Origin of the sequence: Bradyrhizobium sp. BEA-2-5 (assembly GCF_032918025.1) — a bacterium.
In the GTDB taxonomy this organism is placed as follows: domain Bacteria; phylum Pseudomonadota; class Alphaproteobacteria; order Rhizobiales; family Xanthobacteraceae; genus Bradyrhizobium; species Bradyrhizobium pachyrhizi.
On sequence record NZ_CP136629.1, the window covers coordinates 365,296 to 390,816 of the forward strand.

At 66.4% G+C, this 25,521-nt stretch carries 19 protein-coding genes and 1 pseudogene; 5 read left to right on the forward strand and 15 right to left on the reverse strand.

Annotated features, from left to right (window positions below):
* Nucleotides 1-104: 104 nt before the first annotated feature.
* The 7 genes and pseudogenes from RX327_RS01720 to RX327_RS01750 form a co-directional block, all read right to left on the reverse strand.
* Nucleotides 105-2,432, reverse strand: coding sequence for an OmpA family protein (locus RX327_RS01720; protein ID WP_317249274.1), 2,328 nt, complete (start codon nucleotides 2,430-2,432; stop codon nucleotides 105-107).
* Nucleotides 2,433-2,680: 248 nt separating this feature from the next.
* Nucleotides 2,681-2,896 (reverse strand): annotated as a pseudogene (locus tag RX327_RS01725) (hypothetical protein); the annotation flags it as partial.
* Between the two features lie 109 nt (nucleotides 2,897-3,005).
* On the reverse strand, nucleotides 3,006-3,392 hold the full coding sequence (locus RX327_RS01730) for a VOC family protein (RefSeq protein WP_317249275.1): 387 nt from the start codon (nucleotides 3,390-3,392) through the stop codon (nucleotides 3,006-3,008).
* Nucleotides 3,393-3,607: 215 nt separating this feature from the next.
* Nucleotides 3,608-4,465, reverse strand: a complete 858-nt coding sequence (locus RX327_RS01735; protein WP_317249276.1) for an FkbM family methyltransferase — start codon at nucleotides 4,463-4,465, stop codon at nucleotides 3,608-3,610.
* Between the two features lie 30 nt (nucleotides 4,466-4,495).
* Nucleotides 4,496-6,547: an ABC transporter ATP-binding protein/permease gene (locus RX327_RS01740; RefSeq protein ID WP_082190490.1), complete on the reverse strand. Its 2,052-nt coding sequence runs from the start codon at nucleotides 6,545-6,547 to the stop codon at nucleotides 4,496-4,498.
* Between the two features lie 107 nt (nucleotides 6,548-6,654).
* Complete coding sequence (locus tag RX327_RS01745) at nucleotides 6,655-7,668, reverse strand: IS30 family transposase (protein WP_317249277.1); 1,014 nt, start codon at nucleotides 7,666-7,668, stop codon at nucleotides 6,655-6,657.
* Between the two features lie 179 nt (nucleotides 7,669-7,847).
* Nucleotides 7,848-9,992: a hybrid sensor histidine kinase/response regulator gene (locus tag RX327_RS01750; RefSeq protein WP_317249278.1), complete on the reverse strand. Its 2,145-nt coding sequence runs from the start codon at nucleotides 9,990-9,992 to the stop codon at nucleotides 7,848-7,850.
* A gap of 332 nt (nucleotides 9,993-10,324) precedes the next feature.
* Here RX327_RS01750 and RX327_RS01755 point away from each other — a divergent pair, with 332 nt between their 5' ends.
* From RX327_RS01755 to RX327_RS01765, 3 genes are all read left to right on the forward strand, one after another.
* On the forward strand, nucleotides 10,325-10,612 hold the full coding sequence (locus tag RX327_RS01755; RefSeq protein WP_026192088.1) for a ferrous iron transport protein A: 288 nt from the start codon (nucleotides 10,325-10,327) through the stop codon (nucleotides 10,610-10,612).
* Entirely contained in the window at nucleotides 10,609-12,483 is a 1,875-nt protein-coding gene (gene feoB, locus RX327_RS01760) for a ferrous iron transporter B (RefSeq protein WP_317249280.1), read from the forward strand. The genes RX327_RS01755 and feoB overlap by 4 nt, the downstream gene beginning before the upstream one ends.
* A 125-nt stretch (nucleotides 12,484-12,608) precedes the next feature.
* Entirely contained in the window at nucleotides 12,609-15,356 is a 2,748-nt protein-coding gene (locus RX327_RS01765; RefSeq protein WP_317249281.1) for a bifunctional acetate--CoA ligase family protein/GNAT family N-acetyltransferase, read from the forward strand.
* Between the two features lie 28 nt (nucleotides 15,357-15,384).
* On the opposite strand, the gene RX327_RS01770 is transcribed toward RX327_RS01765, so the two are convergent.
* The 5 genes from RX327_RS01770 to RX327_RS01790 all read right to left on the reverse strand — a co-directional run bounded on the left by RX327_RS01770 (nucleotide 15,385) and on the right by RX327_RS01790 (nucleotide 19,947).
* Nucleotides 15,385-16,167 (reverse strand): succinate dehydrogenase iron-sulfur subunit, encoded by a 783-nt coding sequence (locus RX327_RS01770; protein ID WP_028179640.1) that lies wholly within the window; start codon nucleotides 16,165-16,167, stop codon nucleotides 15,385-15,387.
* An 18-nt stretch (nucleotides 16,168-16,185) separates the two neighbouring features.
* On the reverse strand, nucleotides 16,186-18,024 hold the full coding sequence (gene sdhA / locus RX327_RS01775; protein WP_317249282.1) for a succinate dehydrogenase flavoprotein subunit: 1,839 nt from the start codon (nucleotides 18,022-18,024) through the stop codon (nucleotides 16,186-16,188).
* Nucleotides 18,025-18,027: 3 nt separating this feature from the next.
* Nucleotides 18,028-18,402 (reverse strand): succinate dehydrogenase, hydrophobic membrane anchor protein, encoded by a 375-nt coding sequence (sdhD, locus tag RX327_RS01780; protein WP_317251433.1) that lies wholly within the window; start codon nucleotides 18,400-18,402, stop codon nucleotides 18,028-18,030.
* A 14-nt stretch (nucleotides 18,403-18,416) separates the two neighbouring features.
* A complete protein-coding gene (gene sdhC, locus RX327_RS01785) occupies nucleotides 18,417-18,815 on the reverse strand; it encodes a succinate dehydrogenase, cytochrome b556 subunit (RefSeq protein WP_061880145.1) in 399 nt (132 codons plus the stop codon).
* 229 nt (nucleotides 18,816-19,044) lie between these two features.
* A complete protein-coding gene (locus RX327_RS01790) occupies nucleotides 19,045-19,947 on the reverse strand; it encodes a LysR family transcriptional regulator (protein WP_244482477.1) in 903 nt (300 codons plus the stop codon).
* Nucleotides 19,948-20,109: 162 nt separating this feature from the next.
* Here RX327_RS01790 and RX327_RS01795 point away from each other — a divergent pair, with 162 nt between their 5' ends.
* Nucleotides 20,110-20,970 carry a sulfite exporter TauE/SafE family protein gene (locus RX327_RS01795; RefSeq protein WP_317251434.1) on the forward strand — a complete coding sequence of 287 codons (861 nt, stop codon included), beginning with the start codon at nucleotides 20,110-20,112 and terminating at the stop codon, nucleotides 20,968-20,970.
* Here RX327_RS01795 and RX327_RS01800 read toward each other — a convergent pair.
* A complete protein-coding gene (locus tag RX327_RS01800; RefSeq protein WP_050386489.1) occupies nucleotides 20,948-21,472 on the reverse strand; it encodes a DUF3658 domain-containing protein in 525 nt (174 codons plus the stop codon). The genes RX327_RS01795 and RX327_RS01800 overlap by 23 nt on opposite strands.
* A 27-nt stretch (nucleotides 21,473-21,499) precedes the next feature.
* Nucleotides 21,500-23,026 (reverse strand): malonyl-CoA synthase, encoded by a 1,527-nt coding sequence (locus tag RX327_RS01805; protein ID WP_317249283.1) that lies wholly within the window; start codon nucleotides 23,024-23,026, stop codon nucleotides 21,500-21,502.
* A gap of 86 nt (nucleotides 23,027-23,112) precedes the next feature.
* On the opposite strand from RX327_RS01805, the gene RX327_RS01810 reads away from it, so the two are divergent.
* Nucleotides 23,113-23,874, forward strand: a complete 762-nt coding sequence (locus RX327_RS01810; RefSeq protein ID WP_317249284.1) for an SDR family oxidoreductase — start codon at nucleotides 23,113-23,115, stop codon at nucleotides 23,872-23,874.
* Nucleotides 23,875-24,105: 231 nt separating this feature from the next.
* Here RX327_RS01810 and RX327_RS01815 read toward each other — a convergent pair whose 3' ends face one another.
* Entirely contained in the window at nucleotides 24,106-25,506 is a 1,401-nt protein-coding gene (locus RX327_RS01815) for an MFS transporter (protein ID WP_317249285.1), read from the reverse strand.
* Between the last annotated feature and the right edge of the window lie 15 nt (nucleotides 25,507-25,521).

Here is a 25,521-nt window from a genome sequence, read left to right on the forward strand (position 1 = left end):
CCTGCGGCTGACCCCATCCCGACCTTCCCCCCTTTCAGGGCGAAGGAGAACAAACAAAAATGGCCGGGGTCGCTCCCGGCCATTTCGTAACGTGATGTCGCGGCTCAGCGCGGCGGCGCGGCGGAGGCAGTGCCGCCATTGAGCAGCGGCGTGATGCGGCGGACCGTGACGCGCCGGTTGATCACGCTCGGTCCTTGCGTCTGTTCCTTCAAATACTGCTCGCCGTAGCCTTGCGACGTCAGGTTCTCCGCCGGGACACCGAACTGCTGCGTCAGCAGTTCGGCCGCGGACTGCGCACGACGGTCCGACAGTGACAGATTGTCGACCTCGTTGCCGACCGCGTCGGTGTGCCCCTCGATCAGGAACACCTCGCGCGGGTTGCGCTGGATCGCACGGTTGAGGCCGTCGGCGATCGCTTGCAACCGGGCCGCCTGGTCCGGTGGGATGGTCCACGATCCCGTCTCGAAGTTGATCGTGTTGACGTCGATGCTCGGCATCTGCATGCGAACATTGGGGCTGTAACGGATCTCGTCGAGCGAGTAGCGCCGATCGATCCGCTGCACCGGTGGTGCCTCCATGGTCTCGTAGATCAAGTCCGGCGACGCCTCCTGGGCATCGACGATGTAGCGATCATAGGGCATGTTGACGACCGGCGGCGGTGCGTCGACATAGAAGCCGCCGACCGACCGCGGATCGCGGTAGGTGTTGTCGATGATGATCACCTCGCGCCCGGCGGGGTCCCTGCGGATGCGCCGCATCAGCCGGCCGTCGGTTCCGACCACCGTGATGATCTCGCTGCCGTCGGGACGGATCACGACGGTGCGGGTTTCGCCGCCGACGGTGTCGGTGCGGATGTCGCGGGCCCCATAGCGGAAGCGATAGAGATCGTTGCCGCGGACATAGGCCTGCCCGCCCGGATCGCGGACGATGATGCGGTCCGGCTCGGTGTAGACGGTGCGGCCGCCTTCGACGACCTCCTGCCGCTGGCTGTGCAGGTCGGCGATGCTTCCGCCGATGATGGCGCCGGCCACCACGCCGGCGCCGACCGCGGCACCGATCGCGAGCGGCTTGATGTTGTCATGCCGCGGAGGCGGCGGCAGCGGCGCTGCGACCGCTGGCGCGGCGCGGAAGGCCGGCGCAACCGTCGGCGGCGCGTATTGCGCGCGGCCGGGCGGTGGCGTTGCGGCGGGCGAGCCGGGAACGACCGACGGCGCCGGCGCGCCCATGGCAGCTCCCTGGGCTGGCGACACGCCGGGCGCAACGCCCGGTCGTGCCGGTTGACCCGGAGCCGGGGTCGCGCCAGGCGTGCCCATTGCCGCGCCCGGGGTCGCAGGCGTTCCGGGCGGTGTCGCCGGACGTCCCTGCTGACCTGGCGCCGGTGGCGTCGGCGTCGCGCCGGGTGCCGGAGGCGTTGTTGCGGCAGGCGGGGTGCCTGGACGTGCGGGCTGTGCGCCGGCTGCCGGAGGCGTCGGTGTCGCACCGGGAGCTGTCGCGGCGGGCGGCGTGCCCGGTCGTGCCCCTGCTGCCGGAGGCGTCGTCGTTGCCGAAGGCGCGGGCGTTGACGTCGCCGCGGGCGGCGTGCCCGGCGGTTGCTTGGCGCCGCTAGGACGCTCACCGCGTTCGCCACCCGGACGATCGCCAGGGCGGCGTTCGGCCGGAGCCGTTGTCGGAGCTCCCGGCGTTGCGGGAGTCGGTGTCGGCGTTGCCGCCGCGGGCGGCGTGCCGGGACGTGCTGCCGGCGCGGCATTCGGCGTGGCGCCGGGCGCCGGCGTCGGCGGCGTGTGCGCGGGTCCCGCGCCAGGCAACGGCGTGCCGGGTCGCTGCGGTGCTGCGGCCGGCGGCGGTGGCGTCGGCGTGGGATGTGCGGGGGCAGCCGTCGGCGGTGGCGGGGTTGGCTTCGCAGGCGCCGCTGCGGGCGGCTCCGGCCGTGCCGGTGCCGGCGCGGGTTTCGCGGGGGCAGCCGCGGGCGGAGGCGGTGTGGGATGTGCGGGAGCAGCCGACGGCGGAGGCGTCGTCGGGCGCGCCGCAGGCGGCTCGGGCCGTGCGGGAGCCGGCGGCGGTGCCGGATGTGGTGCGGCTGCCGGAGGCGGCGTCGGCTTTGCCGGTGCGGCCGCGGGCGGCTCGGGCCGGGCAGGTGCCGCAGGCGGGGTCGGCTTCGCGGGCGCTGCGGCCGGCGGAGCAGGATGCGCGGGTGCCGCAGCGGGAGGTGGCGCCTGCGGATGCGGTGCTGCGGCCGGCGGTGCGGGACGTGCAGGAGCACCCGGCGCGCCCGGCGCTGGCCGCGCCTTCGGCTTTCCGTCAGGTCCGGTTTCTTCCTTCTGCTGCGCCTGTGCGACGACCAGCGGCGAAGTTTGGGCGTGCGACGCTGAGGTGGCGAACTGCATCACCGTCAGCGCAGTCGTGGCAAGCAGCACGAGACGAAGCTTTGTCATTGTCTAGGAGTCCCCGGCGGAAAGTCTGGGCAGGAAAGCAAAGTGAGAACCGAACAATTCGGCAGGACGATGAACCGCCAGCCGTTAGGCCGGATTGTGGCGAGCCACGAATCATCGGCGAAGTTTATTTCGACATTATAACGGGTTGCATGTGTGGTTGTTCACCGCGCGTTCAGAAGAAACGCGCCGACACATTTGCAATCGACGTGGAACTTGGGCGCAAGAGCGACGCACCGGCCGGCGAGCCGATCTGTCGCAGGCGGCGGGCCGGACGGTCCAGGCGGTCCGCGCACCGGTGATTCGTCGGGTGTCTTGCCGGGCAACTCGTCCGGTCGCGGCGGCTCGCCGGGTTCGCGCACCGGCTCCGGAACCTCGGGGCGTGGACTGCCGGGCGGAATTCCCGGCGGCGGTTCGCTCGGTGTGCCCGGCGTCGTCGGCGGAATCTCGGGAGGCTCGATCGGCATCATATCGAGGCCCTGCGGCTGCTGCCGATGGCAGATCGCGTCGCGCGCATTGATCGCTCCATCGAAGTTCGCAGCGACAACGGATCGCGCGCCGCGGCGTTCCGATGTTTCACCCGGGCGTGTGGCAGACGGCCTCGATATTGTGGCCGTCAGGGTCGAGCACGAACGCGCCGTAGTAGTTCAGATGGTAATGCGGGCGGATGCCGGGCGAACCGTTGTCGCGGCCGCCGGCCGCGATTGCGGCCTTGTAGAAGGCGTCGACCGTGGCACGGTCCTTGGCGCGAATGGCGACATGCACCGGCTTGTTCATGGCGCCTTCGCCGCCGATCCAGAAATCGGGCTTGCCCTCGGCGCCGAAGCCTGCGGCGGAAGCGTGGCCGGTCTGCTCTGCCGTGACCTCCATGACCAGGCCGTAACCGAGCGGCGCCAGCGCCGTCGTGTAGAACGCTTTCGCGCGTTCATAGTCGGAGACGGAAAAGCCGATATGGTCGATCATCGCGAGCCTCCCTTGTTGTGATGCACTTGCATCCGCGTTGTTTTACCTCCCCTTGCAAAGGGGAGGTCGCTTTGCTCGCAAGAGCAAAGCGGGTGGGGATCTGCTCTCTTCGCAGACAGTGTCATCTGCGGTTGACCCCCATCCCGACCTTCCCCTTTCAGGGGGAAGAAGAAGACAAGCATCGACTGGCGCGGCCGATCTCAGCCGCAGACATCTCAGCTCCGCACCAGCAGCGTGTTGCTCCGCGTCCGGCCCTGCTCGACGTAACCGCGTGCATGCATGTCCGCGATGCAGTCGTCAGTCCATTCGTCCTTCGACAGATGCTCGATCACCACCGCGCGCGGCCACAGTGCCTGCGGCGCCTCGCGGAAGAAGCCGATCAGCGCGCGGTCCTCAAAACCCTCGACGTCGATCTTGAGCGAATCGACCTTGCTCGCGCCGGCCTCGTCGAGGATGCGTTGCAGCCGCAGCGACGGCACCTTGAACGCCTTGCCTGTCGGCGTGCCGGTGACGATGTGGCTGGCGCCGAGATTGTCGCCGTCGGTCTCGATCATCAGTTCGCCATCGGTCGGGCCGGCGGCCGCCGCAACCAGGCGCACCTGCGGAAAGCCGGAGGCCTGGGTGTTGAACTTGAGCCGCGCATGCGTCACCGGATGCGGCTCGATCGCGATCACCTTGCCACCGGGCCCGACATCGCGCGCCAGCGCCAGCGCAAAGGTGCCGACATTGGCGCCGAGATCGACGAAGGTGCCATCCGCGCCGACATGAGCCCGCAGGAAGGTGAGTTCTTCAAGGTTGTAATCGGGATTGAACAGCGCGCCGCGCTCGGTCGCGCTCGCCTGATGATAGAAGCGGAACGATGCGCCCTGATAGGTCACGTCGAGCGGCCCCGCGCCGAACAGATTGACGAGCCGCGAGAGCCAGGGCCGGAATGCGCCGCGCTTCAATCCTGAGCCATGCGCCAGGCGGATGATGGCGGCCTGCGCCGCATTGGGCGCGAAGGCGCCGAACGGCGCCGGCGATATGTCGTTGCTCGGGATCACGCATGGCCTCGTCAAAAGCGCGGCATGCATAGCCGGTTTTGACGGCAGCGCCAACGCCCGTTACGCCGCCTTGCCCGCTGCCTGCCGTTGCCGCAGGAAGCGGCCGAGCAGCCTTCGTTTGCCCTTGCGCGGGATCAGGTCGACGTCGCTGACCAGTTTGGCGCCGCCCTTGCGGCGCTCCAGCACGATCTTGCGGCTATGGAACGCTTCGAGCTCGACGCGGTGCGCGACGCTGACGATGGTCGCCTTCGGCAGTTCCGTCGTCACCGTCTCCATCATCTTGTCCTGGCTCTTCTCGTCGAGCGCGGACGTCGCCTCGTCGAGCACGACGATGTCGGGGGCGTGCAGCAGCAGGCGGGCAAAGGCGAGCCGCTGCTTCTCGCCGCCGGACAGGGTCTGGTCCCACGGCGCGTCCTCCTCGATCTTGTCCTTGAGATGGTCGAGGCCGACCTTGTGCAGGGCACGGCTGATCTCATCGACGCTCCAGTCCTCCGCCGCGCCGGGATAGGCCACCGCGCGTCGCAGCGTGCCGGAGGGCACGTAGGGCTTTTGCGGCAGCATGAACAGGCGGCGGTCTGCGTGCAGGCCGACACTGCCGCCGCCCCACGGCCACAGGCCGGCGATGGCGCGCACCAGCGTGCTCTTGCCGGTGCCGGATTCGCCGGCGACCAAAAGCCGCTCGCCCGGTTCGATCACCACTTCGGTCTCGCCGACCACGGCGGTGCCGTCGTCCAGCGTGACGGAGAGATCGTTGAGGCTCAGCATGGCCTCGCCCTCGGTCTCGCCGCGCTCGATGCGGCCGAAGCCGTCGCCGGTCTCGGCGCGTTCCAGCCCGTCAAGCGACAACATCAGCGAAGCGATGCGCCGTGCGCAGGCGTTCCAGTCGGCGAGTCGCGGATAGTTGTCGACCAGCCAGCCGAACGCGGTCTGCACGATGGTGAAGGCCGAGGCCGCCTGCATCACCTGACCGAGCGACATGCTGCCGTCGAGAAATTTTGGCGCACACAGCAGCAAGGGTACCACCGGCGCAATGAGATTCGATCCCTGCGACACCAGCGTCGTGCGCATGTGTTGCCCGGCGAGCCGCGCCCATTGCCGCAACACGTTCGAGAACGTCTTGTCGATGCCGTCGCGCTCCTCAGTTTCGCCGCCGAGCAGCGCGATGCTTTCGCCATTCTCGCGCACGCGGGTCAGGATGTAGCGGAATTCCGCTTCCGCCTGGTTTTTGTCCTCGGAGATCTGCACGAAGCTGCGGCCGATTGCCGCGATCGAGCCCGACGCGATCGCCGCATAGATGATCGCGGCAATGACCAGGAAGCCCGGGATGCTGATCGACGAGCCGCCCAGCGTCACCGTCAGCGCGCCGCCGATGGTCCAGAGCACGACGATGAAGGTGACGGCCGAGAGCAGCGCCGACGTCACGCCGGCGATGAAGTCGACCGGAGAATCGGTCGCGATCCGCAGATCCTCCGCGATCCGGTACTCCGGATTCTTGTGATCGCCGTCGACGAGGTTGAGCTGGTAGTAGCGGCCGTTTGTCAGCCAGCGCGACACGACGGCGTTGGTCAGCCAGGCACGCCAGCGCCGCTGGATGCCCATGCGGCCGAACACCTGCGCGACCCCCAGCAGCACGCTGCCGATCGCCAGCGGAAAGAAGATGGCCGTCAGGTGGAAGACACTGGCCGCGTCGCGCTTTTCGATCGCATCGAAGATCGCGCGATTCCAGACATTGATGCCGTACTGAACGGCAACATTGCTGACGATCAGCAGCAGCAGGCCGATCGTGAACAGCCACGCCAGCCGGTCGCCGCTTCGGCCCCAATAGCCGCGCGCGCTGATCCAGAACCGCGTCAGCAAATAGTCCTTGCGCGCCTGCTCGGCCTCTTCGGCCGACAATTCGGGATCGGGTTCGACGATTTCCGGCGGCGGCGGTTCGACATGGTCGCCGCCTTCGGCGATAACCTCGACAAATTCCGACTTCTCGTCCGCTTCGCTTGGCGCGGGATCCTTACGCTCTTGATCGGCCGCCTTTGCGCTCGCTTTCCGAGGCGATGCAGTCCTGGCCGACGACGGCCCGTCCGACGATTTGGATTTTGCCTCGGCTTTGCCCATGGCACGATAACGCCAGGCAAATTACCCGGTTCCGCCTCCGGCGGTCACTCGCGTGCTGCTCGGGTGATGACACCGCGTTGTTTGGTATCTTGAATCGAGAACCATCCTCATCGTCGTCCTGGCGAAAGCCGGGAGGTAGATTCACATTCGAAGTGCAACACTTGAGCAAAGGCCTCGGCAGGCGTGCGGTAGTCAAGGCATTTGCGCGGGGTGTTGTTGTAGGCGGCGATGAACTGGCGGAATCTGGCGGTCGAGAGGGTTACGAGATCGGTCTTGCGGGGAATAAAGCGGCGCATCCTGCCGATAGCGTTCTCGATGCCGCCCTTCTGCCAGGGGGCGTGGGGATCGCAGAAGAAGGTCTCGATCGAGAGGCGGTGCAGCGCCAGGTGACCGGCGAACTCGGTGCCGTTGTCGAAGGTCACGGTCTGGCGCAGCTCCTGTGGCAGGGTCGCGAAGAAGCCCACGAGATGGCGGGCGACACCGCGCGCGACCTTGCTGGCAAGGCGGATGCCGAGCAGCAGACGCGAGGTGCGCTCGTGCACGGTCAGCACGGCCTGACCGTATTTCGAGAACATCATCAGGTCGGCCTCCCAGTGTCCGGGCACGCTGCGGTCGGCCACTTCGATCGGCCGATTTGCCAAGGAAACACGGCCTTCGATGAAGCTTGCGGGGCTGCCGCCCCTCTTGCCGCGGCGGCCGCGCTTGCTCTTGGCGCGCGGCAGATAGCGCCGCCAGTTGAAATCCGTGGTGCGCCTGAGTTGGGCATAGATGAAGCGGTAGATGGTCTCGTGCGAGATCACCTTGCGCCCGGACTCGCGGGCCAGCCGGCCGGCGACCTGCTCGGGCGACCAGCCCCGGCGAAGGCGTTCCAACACCGCGCGGCGCAGGCCGGGCTCCCGTTCGAGGCGTCCGCCCGTCCAGCGCCGCGCTCGCATCTGGTGCTGGGCATAGTTTGGCTTGTAGCCGACCTGGCTCCCCCGATTGCGCCTCAGTTCCCGAGAGACCGTTGATGGCGAGCGATCCAGAGCTGCCGCGATTTGCCGGACCGAGCTGCCATTGGCCGATAGGCAGGCAATCTCGCATCGGTCGTCCAGAGAGAGCTGCTTGTAAGTCCGCCCCATGGCAACACCTCCTCAAGGAAGTGTTGCACTTCGTTTGCGAACTCAGGGGACCCATTACCCGGAATGCCAATTGTTGCGCGACGCTGGAGCCGCGATCCCGTTCCCAATCAACTGCGGTGGTTATGGGTCCTGGCTTTCGCCAGGACGACAGCGTGCTTGAGATGTGCCGCGCAACTACCTCACTCCGCCGGCGCCTGATCGCGCCTCAGCCGGCGCGAGCGCGTTGCCTTGTGCAGCACGCGCGCAAGCTGCTCGGCCGAATAGGGCTTCTGCAGCAGATCGAAGCCGCCGCTGCCCTGTTGCGACAGCACTTGGCTGTAACCGGAGGCGAGCACGATCGGAAGATCGAGGCGCTGCCGGCGGATCTCTTCCGCAAGCTCGATGCCGCTCATGCCGGGCATCACGACATCAGTGAACACCAGGTCGAACCGGTCGGCGTCGACGGCCAGCTCCTCCAGCGCGTGGGTGGCGTTGTCCACCAGCACGCAGGTGCAGCCGAGCTGGGTCAGCGTGTCGGCGGCAAACTTTCCGACCTCGGCATTGTCCTCGACGATCAGGACCGATGCGCCGGTCCGATAGACCGAGGGCGCGTCGTCGGTGCGCTGCGCTCGCGCGCCATGCCCGCCGACGACGCGCGGCAGATACAGCGTGAATGTCGCGCCCTTGCCGACCTCGCTCGTGACAGTCACTTCACCGCCGGACTGCCGGGCGAAGCCGAACACCTGGGACAGGCCGAGACCGGTGCCGTGGCCGATCTGCTTGGTGGTGAAGAACGGCTCGAAGATGCGCCCGAACAGCTCCTGCGGAATTCCGACGCCGGTGTCGGTCACCGACACCGCGACATGGCCGGGCGAGTTCGGCGGCGTGCTGGTCGCGGACGGCAGTCTGTCCACGGCGCGGACCGCGATCGTGAGCCGGCCGACGCCGTCCATGGCGTCGCGCGCGTTGACCGCCATGTTGATGATGGCGGTCTCGAACTGGCCGGCATCGGCGTTGACGAGACAGGTCTCGTCCGGCACTTGCGCTATTATCTCGATGCGCGCGCCGATCAGGGTTGCGATCATCTCGCTCAGGGTGCGGACATTCTGGCAGGCGTCGAACACCTCGGGCTTGAGGGTTTGCCGCCGCGCGAATGCAAGCAGCTGGTTGGTCAGCTTGGCGGCACGGTTCACGGTGTTGGAGATCGCATCGATGTAGCGCTGCCGCCGCGGCTCCGGCAGGTCCGGCCGCCGCAGCATGTCGACCGACGCGCGGATCACGGTCAGGAGGTTGTTGAAGTCGTGCGCGACGCCGCCGGTGAGCTGCCCGAGCGCCTCCAGGCGCTGGCTGTGCTGCAATGCCTCCTCGGCCTCGATGCGCCGGTTGGCCTCCTCCTGCAGGCGCTGGGTTCGCCGGAAGGCGAGTGCGAGCAGGCCGAACAGCAGGGCGGTGGCCGGGATCCCGAAGATCAGGTGCTGGGCCATGGTCGACCTCCAGCGCGACTGGATCGCCGAGGTCTCGAGCCCGGCGCTGACATAGATCGGATATCCAGCCAGCCGCTGGTAGCGCATGCGCCGCTCGATGCCGTCGGCCGGGGATTGGATCGTCATCGTCCCGGCTTCGGGATTGGCGACGATCTGCCGCCCGAGCGGGCCGCTCGGCTCGAACCGGACATCGTGGTCAACGGCAGGGAAGTGCGCCAGCACGGCGCCGTCAGTCCGGATCAGCGCCAGGAAGCTGCCGGGCTCGCGGCCGATCCTGGCGTAGAAATTCTCGAAATATTCCGGAAGCACGGAGGCCTGGATCACGCCGGCAAAGCTGCCGTCGTCGCCGTTGCGGCGCCGGCCGACGCTGAAGAACCGCGAGCCCAGATAAGGCGGTCGCGGCGTCAGCACCTCGCCGATATAGGTGCCGATGTCGCCCTGGGCATGGATCCGGAAGTAATCCCGGTCCGAGAAGTCGACGTCGGGGGCCGGCTGCACCAGGCTGTTGACGAGGGCACGGCCGTTGGCATCGAACACCCAGACCGATTTCACCTGGGGAAGCGCCATGGCGACCTGCCGCAGCCGCTGGTGCAGGCTCTTCTCGCGCGCGACGATATCGGCATCGCCCATGCCTCGCACGACCTCGTTGAGCTCGGCGAGGCTGCGGTCGATGGTCTCGAACACCTTGAGCGCGTGCTCATGAGCGACGTCGACCGTGCGCTCGATCTCACGGTCGGCGACCTCGCTGGTCGATATCCAGGACATTGCGGAGGCAAAAACGAACAGCGCCAGCGGAAGGGCCAGCGCGGCGGCCATCATCCATTGCAGCAGTCTCAGCGAATTGCGTTGTGCGGTCTGCACGGGCGCTCCGGCTCCGCGCGGACCATAACGCAAACCGTTGCGCGGGAGGAAGCGAAACGGCGCCGCCGGGCGCGGCGCGGACGCTCATTCGCCATTCCGCGACCTGTCAAGGTTACCGGAGGCCAACCCGGATCGATCAATTCGCAGCCGGCTCGCGTCCGGGGCAGCACGGGCGGCTGCGGCGCGGCGGTATCACGACCTCGTTAGCCGCTCGCCGGCAGTCAAGCGGAAAATCGGCCTGGATGGCGCTTCCGGGCGCTGTTTTTAGGAGTTCTAAAACCTCTCACGGGCAAACGCTTGACCCTGTGACTACCTGCTGAAAAACAGGCCGCATGACAGGCGATCCAAACAGCTCCCGGGATAATTTGCAGGACGTCCGGCTCGGACATGCGGATCGCGGTTTTGTCGGAAAGATCATCAGGCTCGATGCGCTCGTGACGGGCTCATCGCTGTCTCCGCAGGAGCTGGAGCAGCGCCTGGTCGAGATGGGATTTGTCGAGGGCGCGCGCGTGGAAATCCTGCATGAAGGCACGATCCGAAAGGACCCGATCGCGGTGCGCGTCGACAACATCACGATCGCGCTACGCCGGAGCGAAGCCATGGCTGTGATCGTCGAATGACCACTGCATCCCTGCGCCTCGCCCTGGTCGGCACGCCGAACAGCGGCAAGACCTCGCTGTTCAACGCCCTGACCGGCAGCCGGCAGAAGGTTGCGAACTATCCCGGCGTCACGGTCGAGCGCAAATCCGGCGGCTTCGTCACGCCGGAGGGCCGCAGCGTGACCGTGCTCGACCTGCCCGGCACCTATTCGCTGCGCGGCCGCAGCCCGGACGAGGAGATCACCCGCGACTTCGTGCTCGGCAAGGCCAGCGGCGAGACGGTGCCCGATCTCGTGCTCTGCGTCGCCGATTCCACCAATCTGCGCCTGACCATCCGCCTGCTGCTCGAGCTCAAGCGCACGGGACGGCCGATGATCCTCGTGCTCAACATGTTCGACATCGCGAGCCGCCGCGGCATCACGATCGACATCGATCGGATGTCGCAGGAGCTCGGCCTGCCGATCGTGACGTCGGTCGCGGTCCGCAAGGGTGGCATCGACGAGCTCCTGAAGCGGACCGACGAATTCCTGGCCAAGTCGCATGAGGCGGCGGCCAGCGAGTGGACGACGCCGACAATCGCCGACCTCAAGGTGGCACAGCGCGAGGCGGACCGCATCATCGCCGCGGCGGTGACGCTGCCGACCAAGCCCGACACGCTGACCAACCGGATCGATTCGGTGGTGCTGCATCCGGTCTGGGGTCTCGTGATCCTGGCGCTGATCCTGTTCGTGATGTTCCAGGCGGTGTTCGCCTGGGCGCAGCCGGCGATGGAATTTCTGTCGGACAGCTTCGCCGCGCTCGGGCAGCTGATCCACAATTTGCTGCCCGAAAGCTGGAGCCTGCTCCAGAGCTTCCTCCAGAACGGCGTGATCTCGGGCGTCGGCAGCGTGATCGTGTTCCTGCCGCAGATCATCATCATCTTCCTGTTCATCCTGCTGCTGGAAGATTTCGGCTACATGGCGCGCGCCGCCTTCCTGATGGACCGCATCATGGGCGGCGCCGGCCTGCACGGCCGCGCCTTCATTCCGCTGCTGTCGAGCTTTGCCTGCGCCATTCCCGGCATCATGGCGACGCGCGTCATCGACAACAAGCGCGACCGGCTGACCACGATCCTGATCGCGCCGCTGATGACCTGCTCGGCGCGCATTCCGGTGTACACGCTGATCATCTCGGCCTTCATTCCGGCCAGGGACGTCTGGGGCTTCATCAACCTCCAGGGCCTCGTGATGTTCGGCCTCTATGCGGCCGGCATCATCAGTGCGCTGACGGTCTCGGCGATCGCGAAATTCTTCCTGTGGCGCGATCATGCGCCGGCGCCGTTCATGCTGGAGCTGCCGGACTACAAGATGCCGCGGCTGAAATCGATCGCGATCGGGGTCTACACCCGGGCCAAGATGTTCCTGCACCGCGCCGGCACCACGATCTTCTCGATGATGGTGCTGATCTGGTTCCTGGCCTCGTTCCCGCAGCCGCCCGCGGGCGCGACCGAGCCCGCCATCGATTTCAGCCTGGCTGCGATGATCGGCAAGGCGCTCGAGCCCCTGCTCGCCCCCGTCGGCTTCAACTGGCAGATCGCGGTCGCCCTGATCCCCGGCATGGCGGCGCGCGAGGTGGCGGTCGCTGCCCTCGGCACCGTCTATGCGATCGAAGGCGGCAAGGAAGCGGCCGAGCAGATCGGCCAAGTGCTGGCGACGAAATGGTCGCTCGCGACCGCGCTGTCGATGCTGGCCTGGTACATCTTCGCCCCGCAATGCGCCTCCACGCTGGCCGTGATCCGGCGCGAGACCGGCGGCGCGAAGTGGATGGTGGTGACGTTCATCTACATGCTCGCGCTGGCCTATGTCGCGAGCTTCCTGACCTTCAATCTCGCGCAGGCGCTCGGCCTGCATTGATCGGCAACGCAGTTTCATCATCTCTATTCGAAACTGCGACAGGTGCATGCAGCCGGGCGAAGCAGTAGAGTTGGTCGAGGGCGCATGAAGCGGGCGCCTCCGCGTGTTCCCTGCGAGACCCTGCAATGTCGACGTACGGCCTGGAGCGGCTATTTTCGCCTCGAAGCATCGCAATCGTCGGCGGCAGCCCGCGTCCGTCGTCGCTCGGCGCGGCGGTGCTCAGGAACATCAAAGCGAGTGGCTTCACCGGCCGCGTCGGCGTCGTCAATCGGAACTATGCCGACGTCGATGGTGCGCCGACCGTTCCCGACCTGAAGTCGCTGTCGTTCGTTCCGGATCTCGTCGTCATTAGCGCACCGGCGGCGGTTCCGGAGATCGTCGCGGAGGCGGCTTCGGCCGGCGTTGCCGGCGCAGCGATCCTGTCGGCCGGTCTTGGCCATGGCGCGGGCTCGCTCGCGGAGACCGCGGGGCAGACGGCGCGACGGCATGGCATGCGCCTGATCGGGCCGAATTGCCTCGGCGTCATGGTGCCGCGCGCCAAGCTGAATGCGAGCTTCGCCTCGCATCAGCCGTCCGACGGGCACATTGCCCTGATCTCGCAGTCCGGCGCGGTCGCGTCGGCGATGATCGAATGGGCGGCGGAACGGCGGCTCGGCTTCTCCGGCATAGCGTCGATCGGCGACCAGCTCGATGTCGACGTCGCCGACCTCCTGGATTATTTCGCGCTCGACGACCACACCCGCGCGATCCTGCTCTACATCGAGGCCATCAAGGACGCGCGCAAGTTCATGTCGGCGGCGCGCGCCGCCGCGCGCGTGAAGCCCGTCGTCGTGGTGAAATCCGGCCGCATGGCGCAGGGCGCGAAGGCGGCTGCCACGCACACCGGTGCGCTCGCCGGCGCCGACGCTGTCTACGACGCCGCATTCCGCCGCGCCGGCATGCTGCGCGTCTACGACCTGCGCCAGCTGTTCGATTGCGCCGAGCTGCTCGGCCGCGGCTTCGTTCCGCGCGGCAACCGGTTGGCGATCCTGACCAATGGCGGCGGGCTCGGCATCCTCGCGACCGACCGGCTGGCCGAGCTCGGCGGCGTTCCGGCGACTTTGACGGCGGAGACCATCGCGCAGCTCGACAAGGTTCTGCCGCCGGGCTGGTCCTGCGCCAATCCGGTCGACATCGCGGGCGATGCCGATGCCGACCGCTACGTGGTGGCGCTCAACGCACTGCTCGATGATGCGAACAGCGACGCGGTGCTGGTCGCGAATGTGGAAACCGCGGTGGCTCCGGCCGAGGGGATTGCCGAGGCGGTGGCGCAATGCGTCCGCGACCGCAGGACGAAGCGGAGTGCGGTCGCCGCACTGGTGCTTGCGGCCTGGGTCGGCGCCGACGAACGCACCGGCGCGATCTTCGAGGCGGCGCGGATTCCGCACTTCCCGACCGAGGACGATGCGGTGCGCGCCTTCATGTATCTGGTGCGCTATCGCGAGGCCTCCACTGCGCTCGCCGCAACCCCGCCGGGCGTCGCATCGGTGTTCACGCCGGAGACGGCGGCGGCGCGGCACGTCGTCGTGAACGCGCTGTCGGAGGGGCGTGCCTGGCTCGATCCGGCCGAGATCGTCGCGCTGTTCGCGGCCTATCATATTCCGATCGTGACGACGCTCGTCGCCGACAGTCCCGAGGACGCTGCCGAGAAGGCGGCACCGTTCCTCGCCGAAGGACATGCGATCGTGGTCAGGGTGTTCTCGCGCGACATCCGGCACGCCTCCGACGTCGGCGGCGTGATCCTCGACCTGCGCACCAAAGACAGCGTCGTTGAAGCTGCACGGACGGTCATGGCGCGGGCACGAAGTGCCCGGCCCGATGCCATCCTGCAAGGCGTGACGATCCAGCCGATGATCGTGCGGCGCGCAGCGCGCGAACTGATCCTCGGCATCGCCGAAGATCCGACCTTCGGTCCGGTGATCGTGTTCGGGCGTGGCGGCCCCGCGGTCGAGGTGATCAACGACAAGGCGCTGGCGCTCCCGCCGCTCGACATGAATCTTGCCCACGAGCTGATCGGGCGCACCCGCGTCTCGCGGCTGCTCGGCGGCTATGGCGATGTGCCGGCGGTCCCGGCCGATGTGGTGCCGCTCACCCTGGTCAAGCTGGCGCAGATGGCGGCCGACATTCCCGAGATCCGCGAATTCGACATCAATCCGCTGCTGGCGGACGAAACCGGCGTGACCGCGGTCGATGCGCGGGTCGCGATCCGCAAACCCACCCGGCTATTTGCCGGCCACACCCGGCTCGCCGTGCGGCCCTATCCGTCGCAATGGGAGGGCGAGCTCGCGCTGCGCGACGGCTCGCGTGTCACGGTGCGTCCGATGCGGCCGGAGGATGAGCCGATGGTCAGCGATTTCTTCACGCGCGTCACTGCCGAAGACCTCAGGCTGCGCTTCTTCCATGCGATGAAGGAATTCACCCACGAATTCATCGCACGCCTGACCCAGCTCGACTATGCGCGCGCGATGGCCTTTGTGGCGCTCGATCCGAACACCGGCGAGATGATGGGTGCGGTCCGGCTGCACTCGGATTCGCTGTACGAGAATGCCGAATACGCGATCCTGCTGCAGTCCGATCTCAAGGGCAAAGGGCTCGGCTGGGCGCTGATGCAGCTCCTGATCCACTATGCGCGGTCGGAGGGCTTGAAGCGCCTGTCCGGCCAGGTGCTGACCGAGAACACCACGATGATCGGGATGTGCCGCGATCTCGGCTTCACCGTGACGATGGATCCGGACGATCACAGCATCGTCGATGTCGTACTCGACCTCGATCGATCCGGCGTCGATGCGGTCGGCGCCGATATCCTGATCCGGCCTGCTGCGGCTGGCCGCTGATACCAGCGCCAGCCGCGGTTGCAACGAATCAGATCTGGCGTTCGACCATCTTGAGCTTGAGCTCGGCGATGGCTTCCGCCGGGTTCAGTCCCTTCGGGCACGCCTTGGCGCAGTTCATGATGGTGTGGCAGCGGTAGAGGCGGAACGGGTCCTCGAGATTGTCGAGCCGCTCGCCGGTTGCCTCGTCGCGGGAATCGGAGACCCAGCGGTTGGCCTGGAGCAGCGCGGCAGGTCCGAGATAGCGCTCGCTGTTCCACCAATAGCTCGGGCACGAGGTCGAGCAGCAGGCGCACAGGATGCACTCGTAGAGGCCGTCGAGCTTCTCGCGGTCCTCGTGGCTCTGGCGCCATTCCTTCTGCGGCGTCGGCGAGGTCGTCTTCAGCCAGGGCTCGATCGACGCATACTGGGCGTAGAAGTTGGTGAGGTCGGGGACGAGGTCCTTCACCACCGGCTGGTGCGGCAGCGGATTGATCTTCACCGCGCCGTCCTTGACGTCGTGCATCGAGCGGGTGCAGGCCAGCGTGTTCTGGCCGTCGATGTTCATGGCGCAGGAGCCGCAGACGCCTTCGCGGCAGGAGCGGCGGAAGGTCAGCGACGGGTCGATGTGGTTCTTGATCCAGATCAGGCCGTCCAGCACCATCGGACCGCAATCATTGGTGTCGACGTAATAGGTGTCGACGCTCGGATTCTTGCCGTCGTCGGGATTCCAGCGATAGACCTTGAACTCGCGGAGCTCGGTCGCGCCCGCGGGCTTCGGCCAGGTCTTGCCGCCCGATATCTTGGAGTTCTTCGGAAGTGCGAATTCAACCATGCTTGCTCGCCTTCGTTCTCAATATACGCGCGGCTTCGGCGGGATGTACTGCACGTCGTTGGTCATGGTGTAGTCGTGCACCGGGCGGTACTCGATCCTGACCTTGCCGGCATCGTCCAGCCAGGCCAGCGTGTGCTTCATCCAGTTCTTGTCGTCGCGCTCGGAGAAATCCTCGCGGGCATGGGCGCCGCGGCTCTCGGTGCGGTTGGCGGCCGAGTTCATCGTCACCACCGCCTGCGCGATCAGATTGTCGAACTCGAGCGTCTCGACCAGGTCCGAATTCCACACCAGCGAGCGATCCGACACCGAGATGTCGCCGACGCCGCCATAGACCTTGGCGATCAGGTTCTGGCCTTCGCTCAAAACCTCGCCGGTGCGGAACACCGCGCAATTGTTCTGCATGACGTGCTGCATGCCCTCGCGCAGCTTCGCGGTCGGCGTGCCGCCGGAAGCATGGCGGAAATGATCGAGCCGGCCGAGCGCGAGGTCGGCGGAATCCTTCGGCAGCTCCGGCTGCTCGGCATTGGGCGTCAGCTTCTCGGCGCAGCGCAGCGCCGCGGCGCGGCCAAACACGACGAGGTCGATCAGCGAGTTGGAGCCGAGGCGGTTGGCGCCGTGCACGGAAACGCAGGCCGCCTCGCCCAGCGCCATCAGGCCGGGGACCACGGCATTGTCGTCACCGTCCTTCTTGGTCAGCACCTCGCCGTGATAGTTCGTCGGGATGCCGCCCATGTTGTAGTGCGTGGTCGGCACGATCGGGATCGGCTCGCGGGTCACGTCGACGTTGGCGAAGATCTTTGCGGATTCGGAGATGCCCGGCAGCCGCTCGGCCAGCACCTTCGGATCGAGGTGGTCGAGATGCAGGAAGATGTGGTCCTTCTTCTTGCCGACGCCGCGTCCCTCGCGGATCTCGATGGTCATCGCGCGCGAGACGACGTCGCGCGAGGCGAGGTCCTTGGCCGACGGCGCATAGCGCTCCATGAAGCGCTCGCCTTCGGAATTGACGAGATAGCCGCCTTCGCCGCGCGCGCCTTCGGTGACGAGACAGCCCGCGCCGTAGATGCCGGTCGGGTGGAACTGCACGAATTCCATGTCCTGCAGCGGCAGGCCGGCGCGCAGCGCCATGCCGCCACCGTCGCCGGTGCAGGTATGGGCCGAGGTGCAGGAGGCGTAGGCGCGGCCGTAGCCGCCTGTTGCGAGAATGGTGGTCTGGGCGCGGAAGCGGTGCAGCGTGCCGTCGTCGAGCTTCAGCGCGATGACGCCGCGGCAGGTGCCCTGGTCGTCCATGATCAGGTCGATGGCGAAGAATTCGATGAAGAACTCGGCCGCATGGCGCAGCGACTGGCCGTACATGGTGTGCAGCATCGCGTGGCCGGTGCGGTCGGCGGCGGCGCAGGTGCGCTGCGCCTGGCCCTTGCCGTAGTCCAGGGTCATGCCGCCGAACGGGCGCTGGTAGATCTTGCCGTCCTCGGTGCGCGAGAACGGCACGCCCCAATGCTCGAGTTCGTAGACCGCCTCGGGCGCGTTGCGCACCATGTATTCGATCGCGTCCTGGTCGCCCAGCCAGTCCGACCCCTTCACGGTGTCGTACATGTGCCAGCGCCAGTCGTCCTTGTGCATGTTGCCGAGCGAGGCGGAGATGCCGCCCTGCGCCGCGACCGTGTGCGAGCGGGTCGGAAACACCTTTGTGATGCAGGCGGTGCGAAGTCCGGCCTCGCTGCAGCCGACCACCGCGCGCAGGCCCGCGCCGCCGGCGCCGACCACGACGACGTCGTAGGTGTGGTCTTCGATCGGATAGGCTTTGCCGTTGGTGGCGGGGCCACCGTTGGTGGCCTTGCCGTTTCCTTCACCGGCCATGGATCAAACTCCCGACGACAATTTGAGGATTGCGTAGATCGAGGCCAATGCGACCGCGACGCAGAAGAAGTTGTTCGCCATCACACTGGCGATCTTCAGCTTCTCGTTATGGACGTAGTCCTCGATCACCACCTGCATCCCGATCTTCATGTGCCAGGCGCTGGCGAAGATGAAGAGCAGCAGGATCACCGCGATCGGCAGCGAGCCGAGGATCTGGGCAGCGCCGGCCTGGTTGCGGCCGAGCAGCATCATCACGATGACCACGACCGGAATCATCAGCAGCGTCATGGCGACGCCGGTGATGCGCTGGCGCCAGAAATCGGCCGTGCCGGTGTGCGCGGAGCCGAGGCCGCGGACGCGCTCCAGCGGCGTGCGCATCGAGGAGGGGCCGCTCATCGTCCGCCTCCGATCGCATAGGCGATGATCCAGATCAGCACCGTCAGCACGATGCCGCCGATCAGCGCGCCCCAAGTCAGGGCTTCGCGCTCGTTGGCCTTGAAGCCGTAGCCGAGGTCCCACACGAAATGCCGGATGCCGCTCAGCATATGGTGCATCAGCGCCCAGGTGTAGCCGAACACGATCAGGCGGCCGATGATGCTGCCGGTGAAGGCCTGGACGTGGGCGTAGGCGGTCGGGCCGGAGGCTGCCGCGATCAGCCACCAGGCCAGCAGCAGCGTTCCGACGTAGAGAGCGATGCCGGTGGCACGGTGAACGATGGACAGCGCCATCGTCAGGGTCCAGCGATAGGTTTGGATGTGCGGCGAAAGCGGTCGTTCGATCCGTGCGGTCATGGGCGGGCTTTATGTTGTGAGGGACCGCGGCCGGCCCATCGGGGAACGCGGTAGAGGAGTTCTATTTACGGAGTCGGACCACCCCGCGCAACGGCCAAATAGCCTTCGGTCGAACCGAAGTTCATTGTTAGAGTTGCCGAATTCTGGTTGATCCGCAGTGTGGTATACCAGATGCAAGGTCTGGCGAACCAAGTAGTGAATCAAAATCTTCGTGGATCGATCGGCGCGCTCAGCTGTCCGAAAACGGGTTCCGCAAGGCATCGATTTTACCCCACTGTTCCACCAGATAATCGACAAATGCCCTGATCTTAGGCGATGCGAGGCGTGACGGCTGAAGCATCAGATGCAGCGGCGTCGGCGCCGGCTCGTGGTCGATCAGCAGGCGTGCCAGGCGACCGTCGGCGAGCTCGGACTGCACCTGCCAGGACGGCACGCGGACGATGCCGGCCCCGTCCCGCGCCGCGTTGACCAGCGCGTCGAGGCTATTCATCCAGAGCCGACCGGATATGCGGATTTTGCGACCCGTCTTGCTGCCGTCGGCAAAGCGCCACTCCGCGCTGCCGGGCGAATCGGAAAACACCAGGCAGTCATGCCCGGCAAGATCGTCCGGTGTCCGCGGCGCGCCGCGCCGAGCCAGATAGTCCGGCGACGCGCACACGATCATCTGCAGATCGGTGAGCTTCCGCGCGATCAGCTGCGAGTCGCGCAAGCGGCCGATGCGTATTGCCAGATGGATGTCCTCCTCGACCATGTCGACGGCGCGGTCGACCAGAAGAAGGTCGACGGACAGTGCCGGATAGCGGCGCAGAAACTCGACCAGCAGCGGCGCGATCACGAGCCGACCGATCAGACTCGGCGAGCTGACGCGGATCCGCCCTGATGGCTGATGCGGGTCGCGCGCCAGCGCCGCCTCGATCTCCCTGACCTCGCCGAGGATCGATTTCGCGCGCTCGTAGAGAATGCGCCCGTCGTCGGTCAGCGCGAGCTGGCGGGTGGTGCGCAACAGCAGGCGGGTGCCGAAATGTTCCTCGAGCGCGCTGATCTGCCGGCTCACCGAGGTGAGCGAGCTCGGCAGCGAGCGCGCGGCCGCCGACAGGCTGCCGCTCTCGACCGCGCGGACAAAGGCCGCCATCGCCGCAAGCTGGTCCAAGTCTGATCCTTCCGCATTTCGCAAGAGAGCCTGCTCAAGAGCATAGATACTCCCGAATCCCAAAAGGGGCTACTGCTCACCGCGAACAGTCATGGGACGGCGCCGGAGAACCTGGTGTGGCCCTACATCGATACTGCGAAGGACATGATGGCCGGCCTCGATCCCAAGGAGCTACTCGAGCTCGCGCTGCTGCTGATCGCAACCGGCGCGCTCTCGGGATTTCTGGCCGGCGTGTTCGGCATCGGCGGCGGTGCGATCCTCGTGCCGGTGTTCTATGAGTGCTTCCGCATCGCCGGCGTACCGCTCGAGGTGCGGATGCCGCTGTGTGTCGGCACCTCGCTCGCCGTGATCATCCCGACCTCGATCCGCTCGTTCCAGGCGCATTACAAGCGCGGGGCGGTCGACATGACGATCCTGCGCGTCTGGTGGCTGCCGATCGTGATCGGCGTCCTCGCCGGCAGCGTGATCGCGCGCTACGCGCCGGAGCGGCTGTTCAAGTTCGTGTTCGTGATGGTGGCGTGGTCGGCGGCCGCGCGCCTGCTGCTGGCGCGCGAGACCTGGAAGCTCGGCGACGATCTGCCGAAGGGCCCATTGATGCGCGTCTACGGCTTCTGCGTCGGCATCTTGTCGACCTTGATGGGCATCGGAGGCGGCCTGTTCTCGAACCTGCTGATGACCTTTTATAGTCGTCCGATCCATCAGGCCGTCGCGACCTCGTCGGCGCTCGCGGTGCTGATCTCGATTCCCGGCGCGCTCGGCTACATCTATGCTGGCTGGCCCGCCGCCGCGCGCTTTCCCGAGGTCGCCGCGCTGCAACTGCCCTTCGCGCTCGGCTACGTCTCGCTGATCGGTGCCGTGCTGGTGATGCCGATCACGCTCGTCACCGCGCCGCTCGGCGTCAAGGTCGCGCACGCGCTATCGAAGCCGGCGCTGGAGGTGGCGTTCGGGGCCTATCTCTTCATCGTTGGCGGACGGTTCGTGATCAGCCTGCTGGGCGGGCACTGATCGGCTCGTCCTTCAGCCGTACTTCGCTGTGACCCCACCTTCGGAGGTCTCCGATGCCCTCGATCCGATCGGCGTGAGACAGGAATCGCAGGCGTGCTCCGATCATTTCAGGAGCTATCGCCAATTTCAGTTTCTCGCAACCTTCCATCGCGACAGCTATGAGCTTGGCGACCTTTTGCCATTGCGATGTCAGGGCCGACATGATGATGTCGTCGAGCGCAGCTTCCGTAGCGTCGCGGGGAAGACGCACGTCGCTCCACGTGAGTTCGGAGCTCGGAGCAGGTAGTTCTTCGCGCAACTCCAGCTTCATCAGGTCGCGAAACTGCTCGTAGAGTGGCAGCATCACTTGCCATTCCAGCTCGAGTAGGAGGTCATAAAGCGGGCGGTCTAATTCAAGCCGCTCCTTCTTTCCGAGCTCCGCAATTGCGATTCGAGCTTTCCTCATCGCCTCGTGCGCGATGACGAGTTGATCGTTAATCCGGATAGCCTGCTCCCGCTTCATCTATCCCCTCACGACGCTTTTGCGGTTTCATCCCTTCGCGTAGATATCCTTGTACGTATCGCGCAGCACGTTCTTCTGCACCTTGCCCATGGTGTTGCGCGGCAGCTCGTCGACGACGAAGACGCGCTTGGGCATCTTGAACTTGGCGAGCCGACCGTCGAGCGCCTTGAGCACCGAGGCTTCGCTGACATCGGCGCCCTTGTTGCAGACCAGCACCGCCGTGACACCCTCGCCGAAATCGGCATGCGGCACCCCGATCACGGCGGACTCGACCACACCAGGCATGGCGTCGATCTCGCTCTCGATCTCCTTCGGATACACATTGAAGCCGCCGGAGATCACGAGATCCTTGCCGCGGCCGAGGATGTGGACGTAGCCCTTGGCGTCGATCTTGCCGAGATCGCCGGTGATGAAGAATCCGTCGGGCCGGAATTCGGCCTTGGTCTTCTCCGGCATGCGCCAATAGCCCTTGAACACGTTCGGGCCCTTCACCTCGATCATGCCGATCTCCTCGCGCGGCAATTCCTTGCCGCTCTCGGGGTCGGTGACGCGCACCGAAACGCCGGGAAGAGGAAAACCGACCGCGCCGGGCACGCGCTCGCCATCGTAGGGGTTCGACGTGTTCATGTTGGTTTCGGTCATGCCGTAGCGCTCGAGCACCGCATGTCCCGTGCGCGCCGACCATTCGCGGTGGGTGTCGGCGAGCAGCGGCGCCGAGCCCGAGATGAACAGCCGCATGTGCGTGGTCTCGTGCGACAGCGCGGGATTCTGCAGGAGCCGCGTGTAGAAGGTCGGCACGCCCATCAGCACCGTCGCGCGCGCCATCAGCTTGATGATCAGATCCGGATCGAGCTTCGGCAGGAAGATCATCGAGGCGCGTGCGAACAGCGTCACGTTGGTCGCCACGAACAGGCCGTGCGTATGGTAGATCGGAAGCGCGTGGATCAGCACGTCCTTATCAGTGAAGCGCCAGTAATCCACTAGGCTAAGCGAGTTCGACGCGAGATTGTCGTGCGTGAGCATCGCGCCCTTGGAGCGGCCGGTGGTGCCCGAGGTGTAGAGGATCGCGGCGAGATCGTCGTTTTCGCGCGCCACCGTCGCGAATTCGCTGCTCGCCTTGTCGGCGGCGTCCGTCAGCGAGCCCTTGCCGTCGGGGCCGAGCGTCTCGACCTTGGCCCCCACCTTGGCGGCGATCGCCTTGATGCCGTCCTGCTTGGAGGGATCGCAGACCACGAGCGCCGGTTCGGCATCGCCGATGAAGTAGTCGAGCTCGTTGAGCGTATAGGCGGTGTTGAGCGGCAGATAGACCGCGCCGGCCCGCACGGTGGCGAGATACAGCACCAGGGCCGAAACCGACTTCTCGGTCTGCGCCGCGACGCGGTCACCGGGCTTGACGCCGCGCTCAACCAGCACGTTCGCCATCTGCCCCGCGCGCGCGATCAGATCGCCATAGCTGATATGGGCGCCGTCATGCGTCTCGATCGCGAGCCGCTTGGGATCGTCCAGGCCATCGAACAGGCGGGAAAACAGGTTGGCGTTGGTGGTCGTGTTCATGCAAACATTCCCCGAGGGGCGAAGGGCCGGAAGATTTCGGCTGGATTAGCAAAAACCGCCCCGCAGAAGCAACGGAGACAGTTTGCATGTCAAAAAACGGGAAACGCGTGGCCTGGGTCACGGGCGGCGGCAGCGGGATCGGGGAAGCCGGCGCCGAGGCGTTGGCTGCCGACGGCTGGACGGTGGTGGTCTCGGGCCGCCGCAAGGAAGAGCTCGACCGCGTGGTGGCCAACATCACCAAAAAGGGCGGCAAGGCCGAGGCGATCCCGCTCGATGTCAGCAACAAGACCGACGTCAACAAGGCCGCCGAGGCGATCGTCGGCAGGCACGGCCGCATTGACCTCCTCGTCAACAATGCCGGCATCAATCTCCCCAAGCGCAGCTGGAAGGACATGGAACTGGAAGGCTGGGACAAGCTGGTCCAGGTCAATCTCAACGGCGTGCTCTATTGCATGCGCGCCGTGCTGCCGACGATGCGAAAGCAGCAGGACGGCGCGATCATCAACGTCTCGTCCTGGGCCGGCCGCCACGTCTCGAAGATGCCGGGTCCGGCCTACACCACGACCAAGCACGCGGTGCTGGCGCTGACCCATTCCTTCAACATGGACGAATGCGTCAACGGCCTGCGCGCCTGCTGCCTGATGCCGGGCGAGGTGGCGACGCCGATCCTGAAGCTGCGCCCGGTGGTGCCGAGCGAGGAGGAGCAGGCGAAGATGCTGCAGCCCGAGGACCTCGGCCGCACCATCGCGTTCATCGCGTCGATGCCGCCGCGCGTCTGCATCAACGAGCTGCTGATCAGCCCGACGCATAATCGCGGCTTCATCCAGACGCCGGCGAACCGGGATTAGGCCAAGCTCTCTCAACGGGTCGTCCCTGCGAAAGCTGGGACCCATAACCACAGGGTCGGATTGTTGGTCGCGCTGTGGCTCCGGCGACGCCCGATAACGGCCGTTCGTGGTTATGGATCCCCGGCTCGCGCGGAGCCTGTCATCGGGAGGCGCTTCGCGCCGACCCGTTGGCTTGGCCGGGACGACAGTGTGCCATTAATCCGCAGTCCGGATTGGCGACTACGCTACGACTCACTCGATGATCTCGTTCAGTTCCTTCCCGGTATGCTCCGGCACGAACAGGAACACGCCGACCGCCATCGCGATCATCAGCACGGGGATGCACAGGAACGACAGCGCGAACGAGCCGGTGTGCTGCTGGAGCGCGATCGAGACGAACGGGAACAGCACGAAGCCGACGAAATAGGCGATCGCCCAGACCACGCCGTTGGCGGCGCCGCGGATCCGGGTCGGGAAGATCTCCGCGGTCAGCGTTGTGCTCGGTCCCCAGAAGCCGAGGAAGCCGAGACACCAGGCGAGCCCGAATGCCCATAGCAGTACGCGGTCCTCGGAATAGACCCAAAGCGTCATGAAGATCGCACCCTCGATCAGGGTGATGATGAAGGTGCGGCGGCGGCCGATCTTGTCGATCAGCCAGCCCACCACGCACAGTCCAAGGAAGCCGCAGAGCCCGTAGAACACGTAGAACAGGCTGTACTCGGCGGTCGACCAGTGCTTCTCGGTCGACAGATACAGCGGCATCCAGGCGCCGACCGTGCCGTAGATGCAGGTCGAGGCGCAGGCGACGAACAGCGCGACAAGCGTGGCGGGCAGCACGTCGGGCATGAACACCTGGCGGATGCCGACTGACTTGGCCTTGCTGAACCAGGCGCTGTCCTCGGCGCTGACCGTGCCGCCGCGCGCCAGCTTCTCCGAGATGCGCCGCTTGCGGTCCTGCGCGCGCACCCAATAGGGCGATTCCGGGCAGGTGGAGCGGATATAGATCGCGAGCAGCGCGATCACGCCGGGCACCATGACAGCGATGCGCCAGCCGAAATTGGCGGCCACCAGGCCCGTGATCGCACCGGCGAGCGTGGCGCCGAGACACCAGGCCGAGCGGGTGATGCTGATGACGCGGCCGCGGAGCCGGGCCGGCCAGGTTTCCGCCACCAGCATCGAGCCGAGCGACCATTCGCCGTTCAGCGCGAAGAACAACAGCGAGCGCGCGATCACGAACACCGCGAAGGTCGGCGACATCGCCGCGACCGGCATCAGAAGCGAGAACAGCGCGATGTTGACGGCGAGCAGCGTGCGGCGACCGTAGCGGTCGGCGAGCCACGGCCAGAAATAAAGCCCGGCGATGCCGACGAACAGCGCGATCTGCATGCCGGAGCGGTATTCCGGCAGGCTCAGCGAAAATTCCTTGATCACCATCGGCGAGATCAGCGCGAAGATCACGCCGTCCATGCCGTCAAAGCCCCAGCCGAGCGCGTTGGCGGTGGCGATGTGCCAATGCGTTTTCGTGATCTCGGTCGTGTCCGCAACCGCGCGGTAGTTGGCGTATTGCAGGTGCTTCTGCTCGAGCGGACCGACGTCGCTGCTTGCATCGTTCACCGCAGGTGCGGCGTGGTCGTCAGCCGTGATGCTGCTCATGCTGCCTCCCCGCGG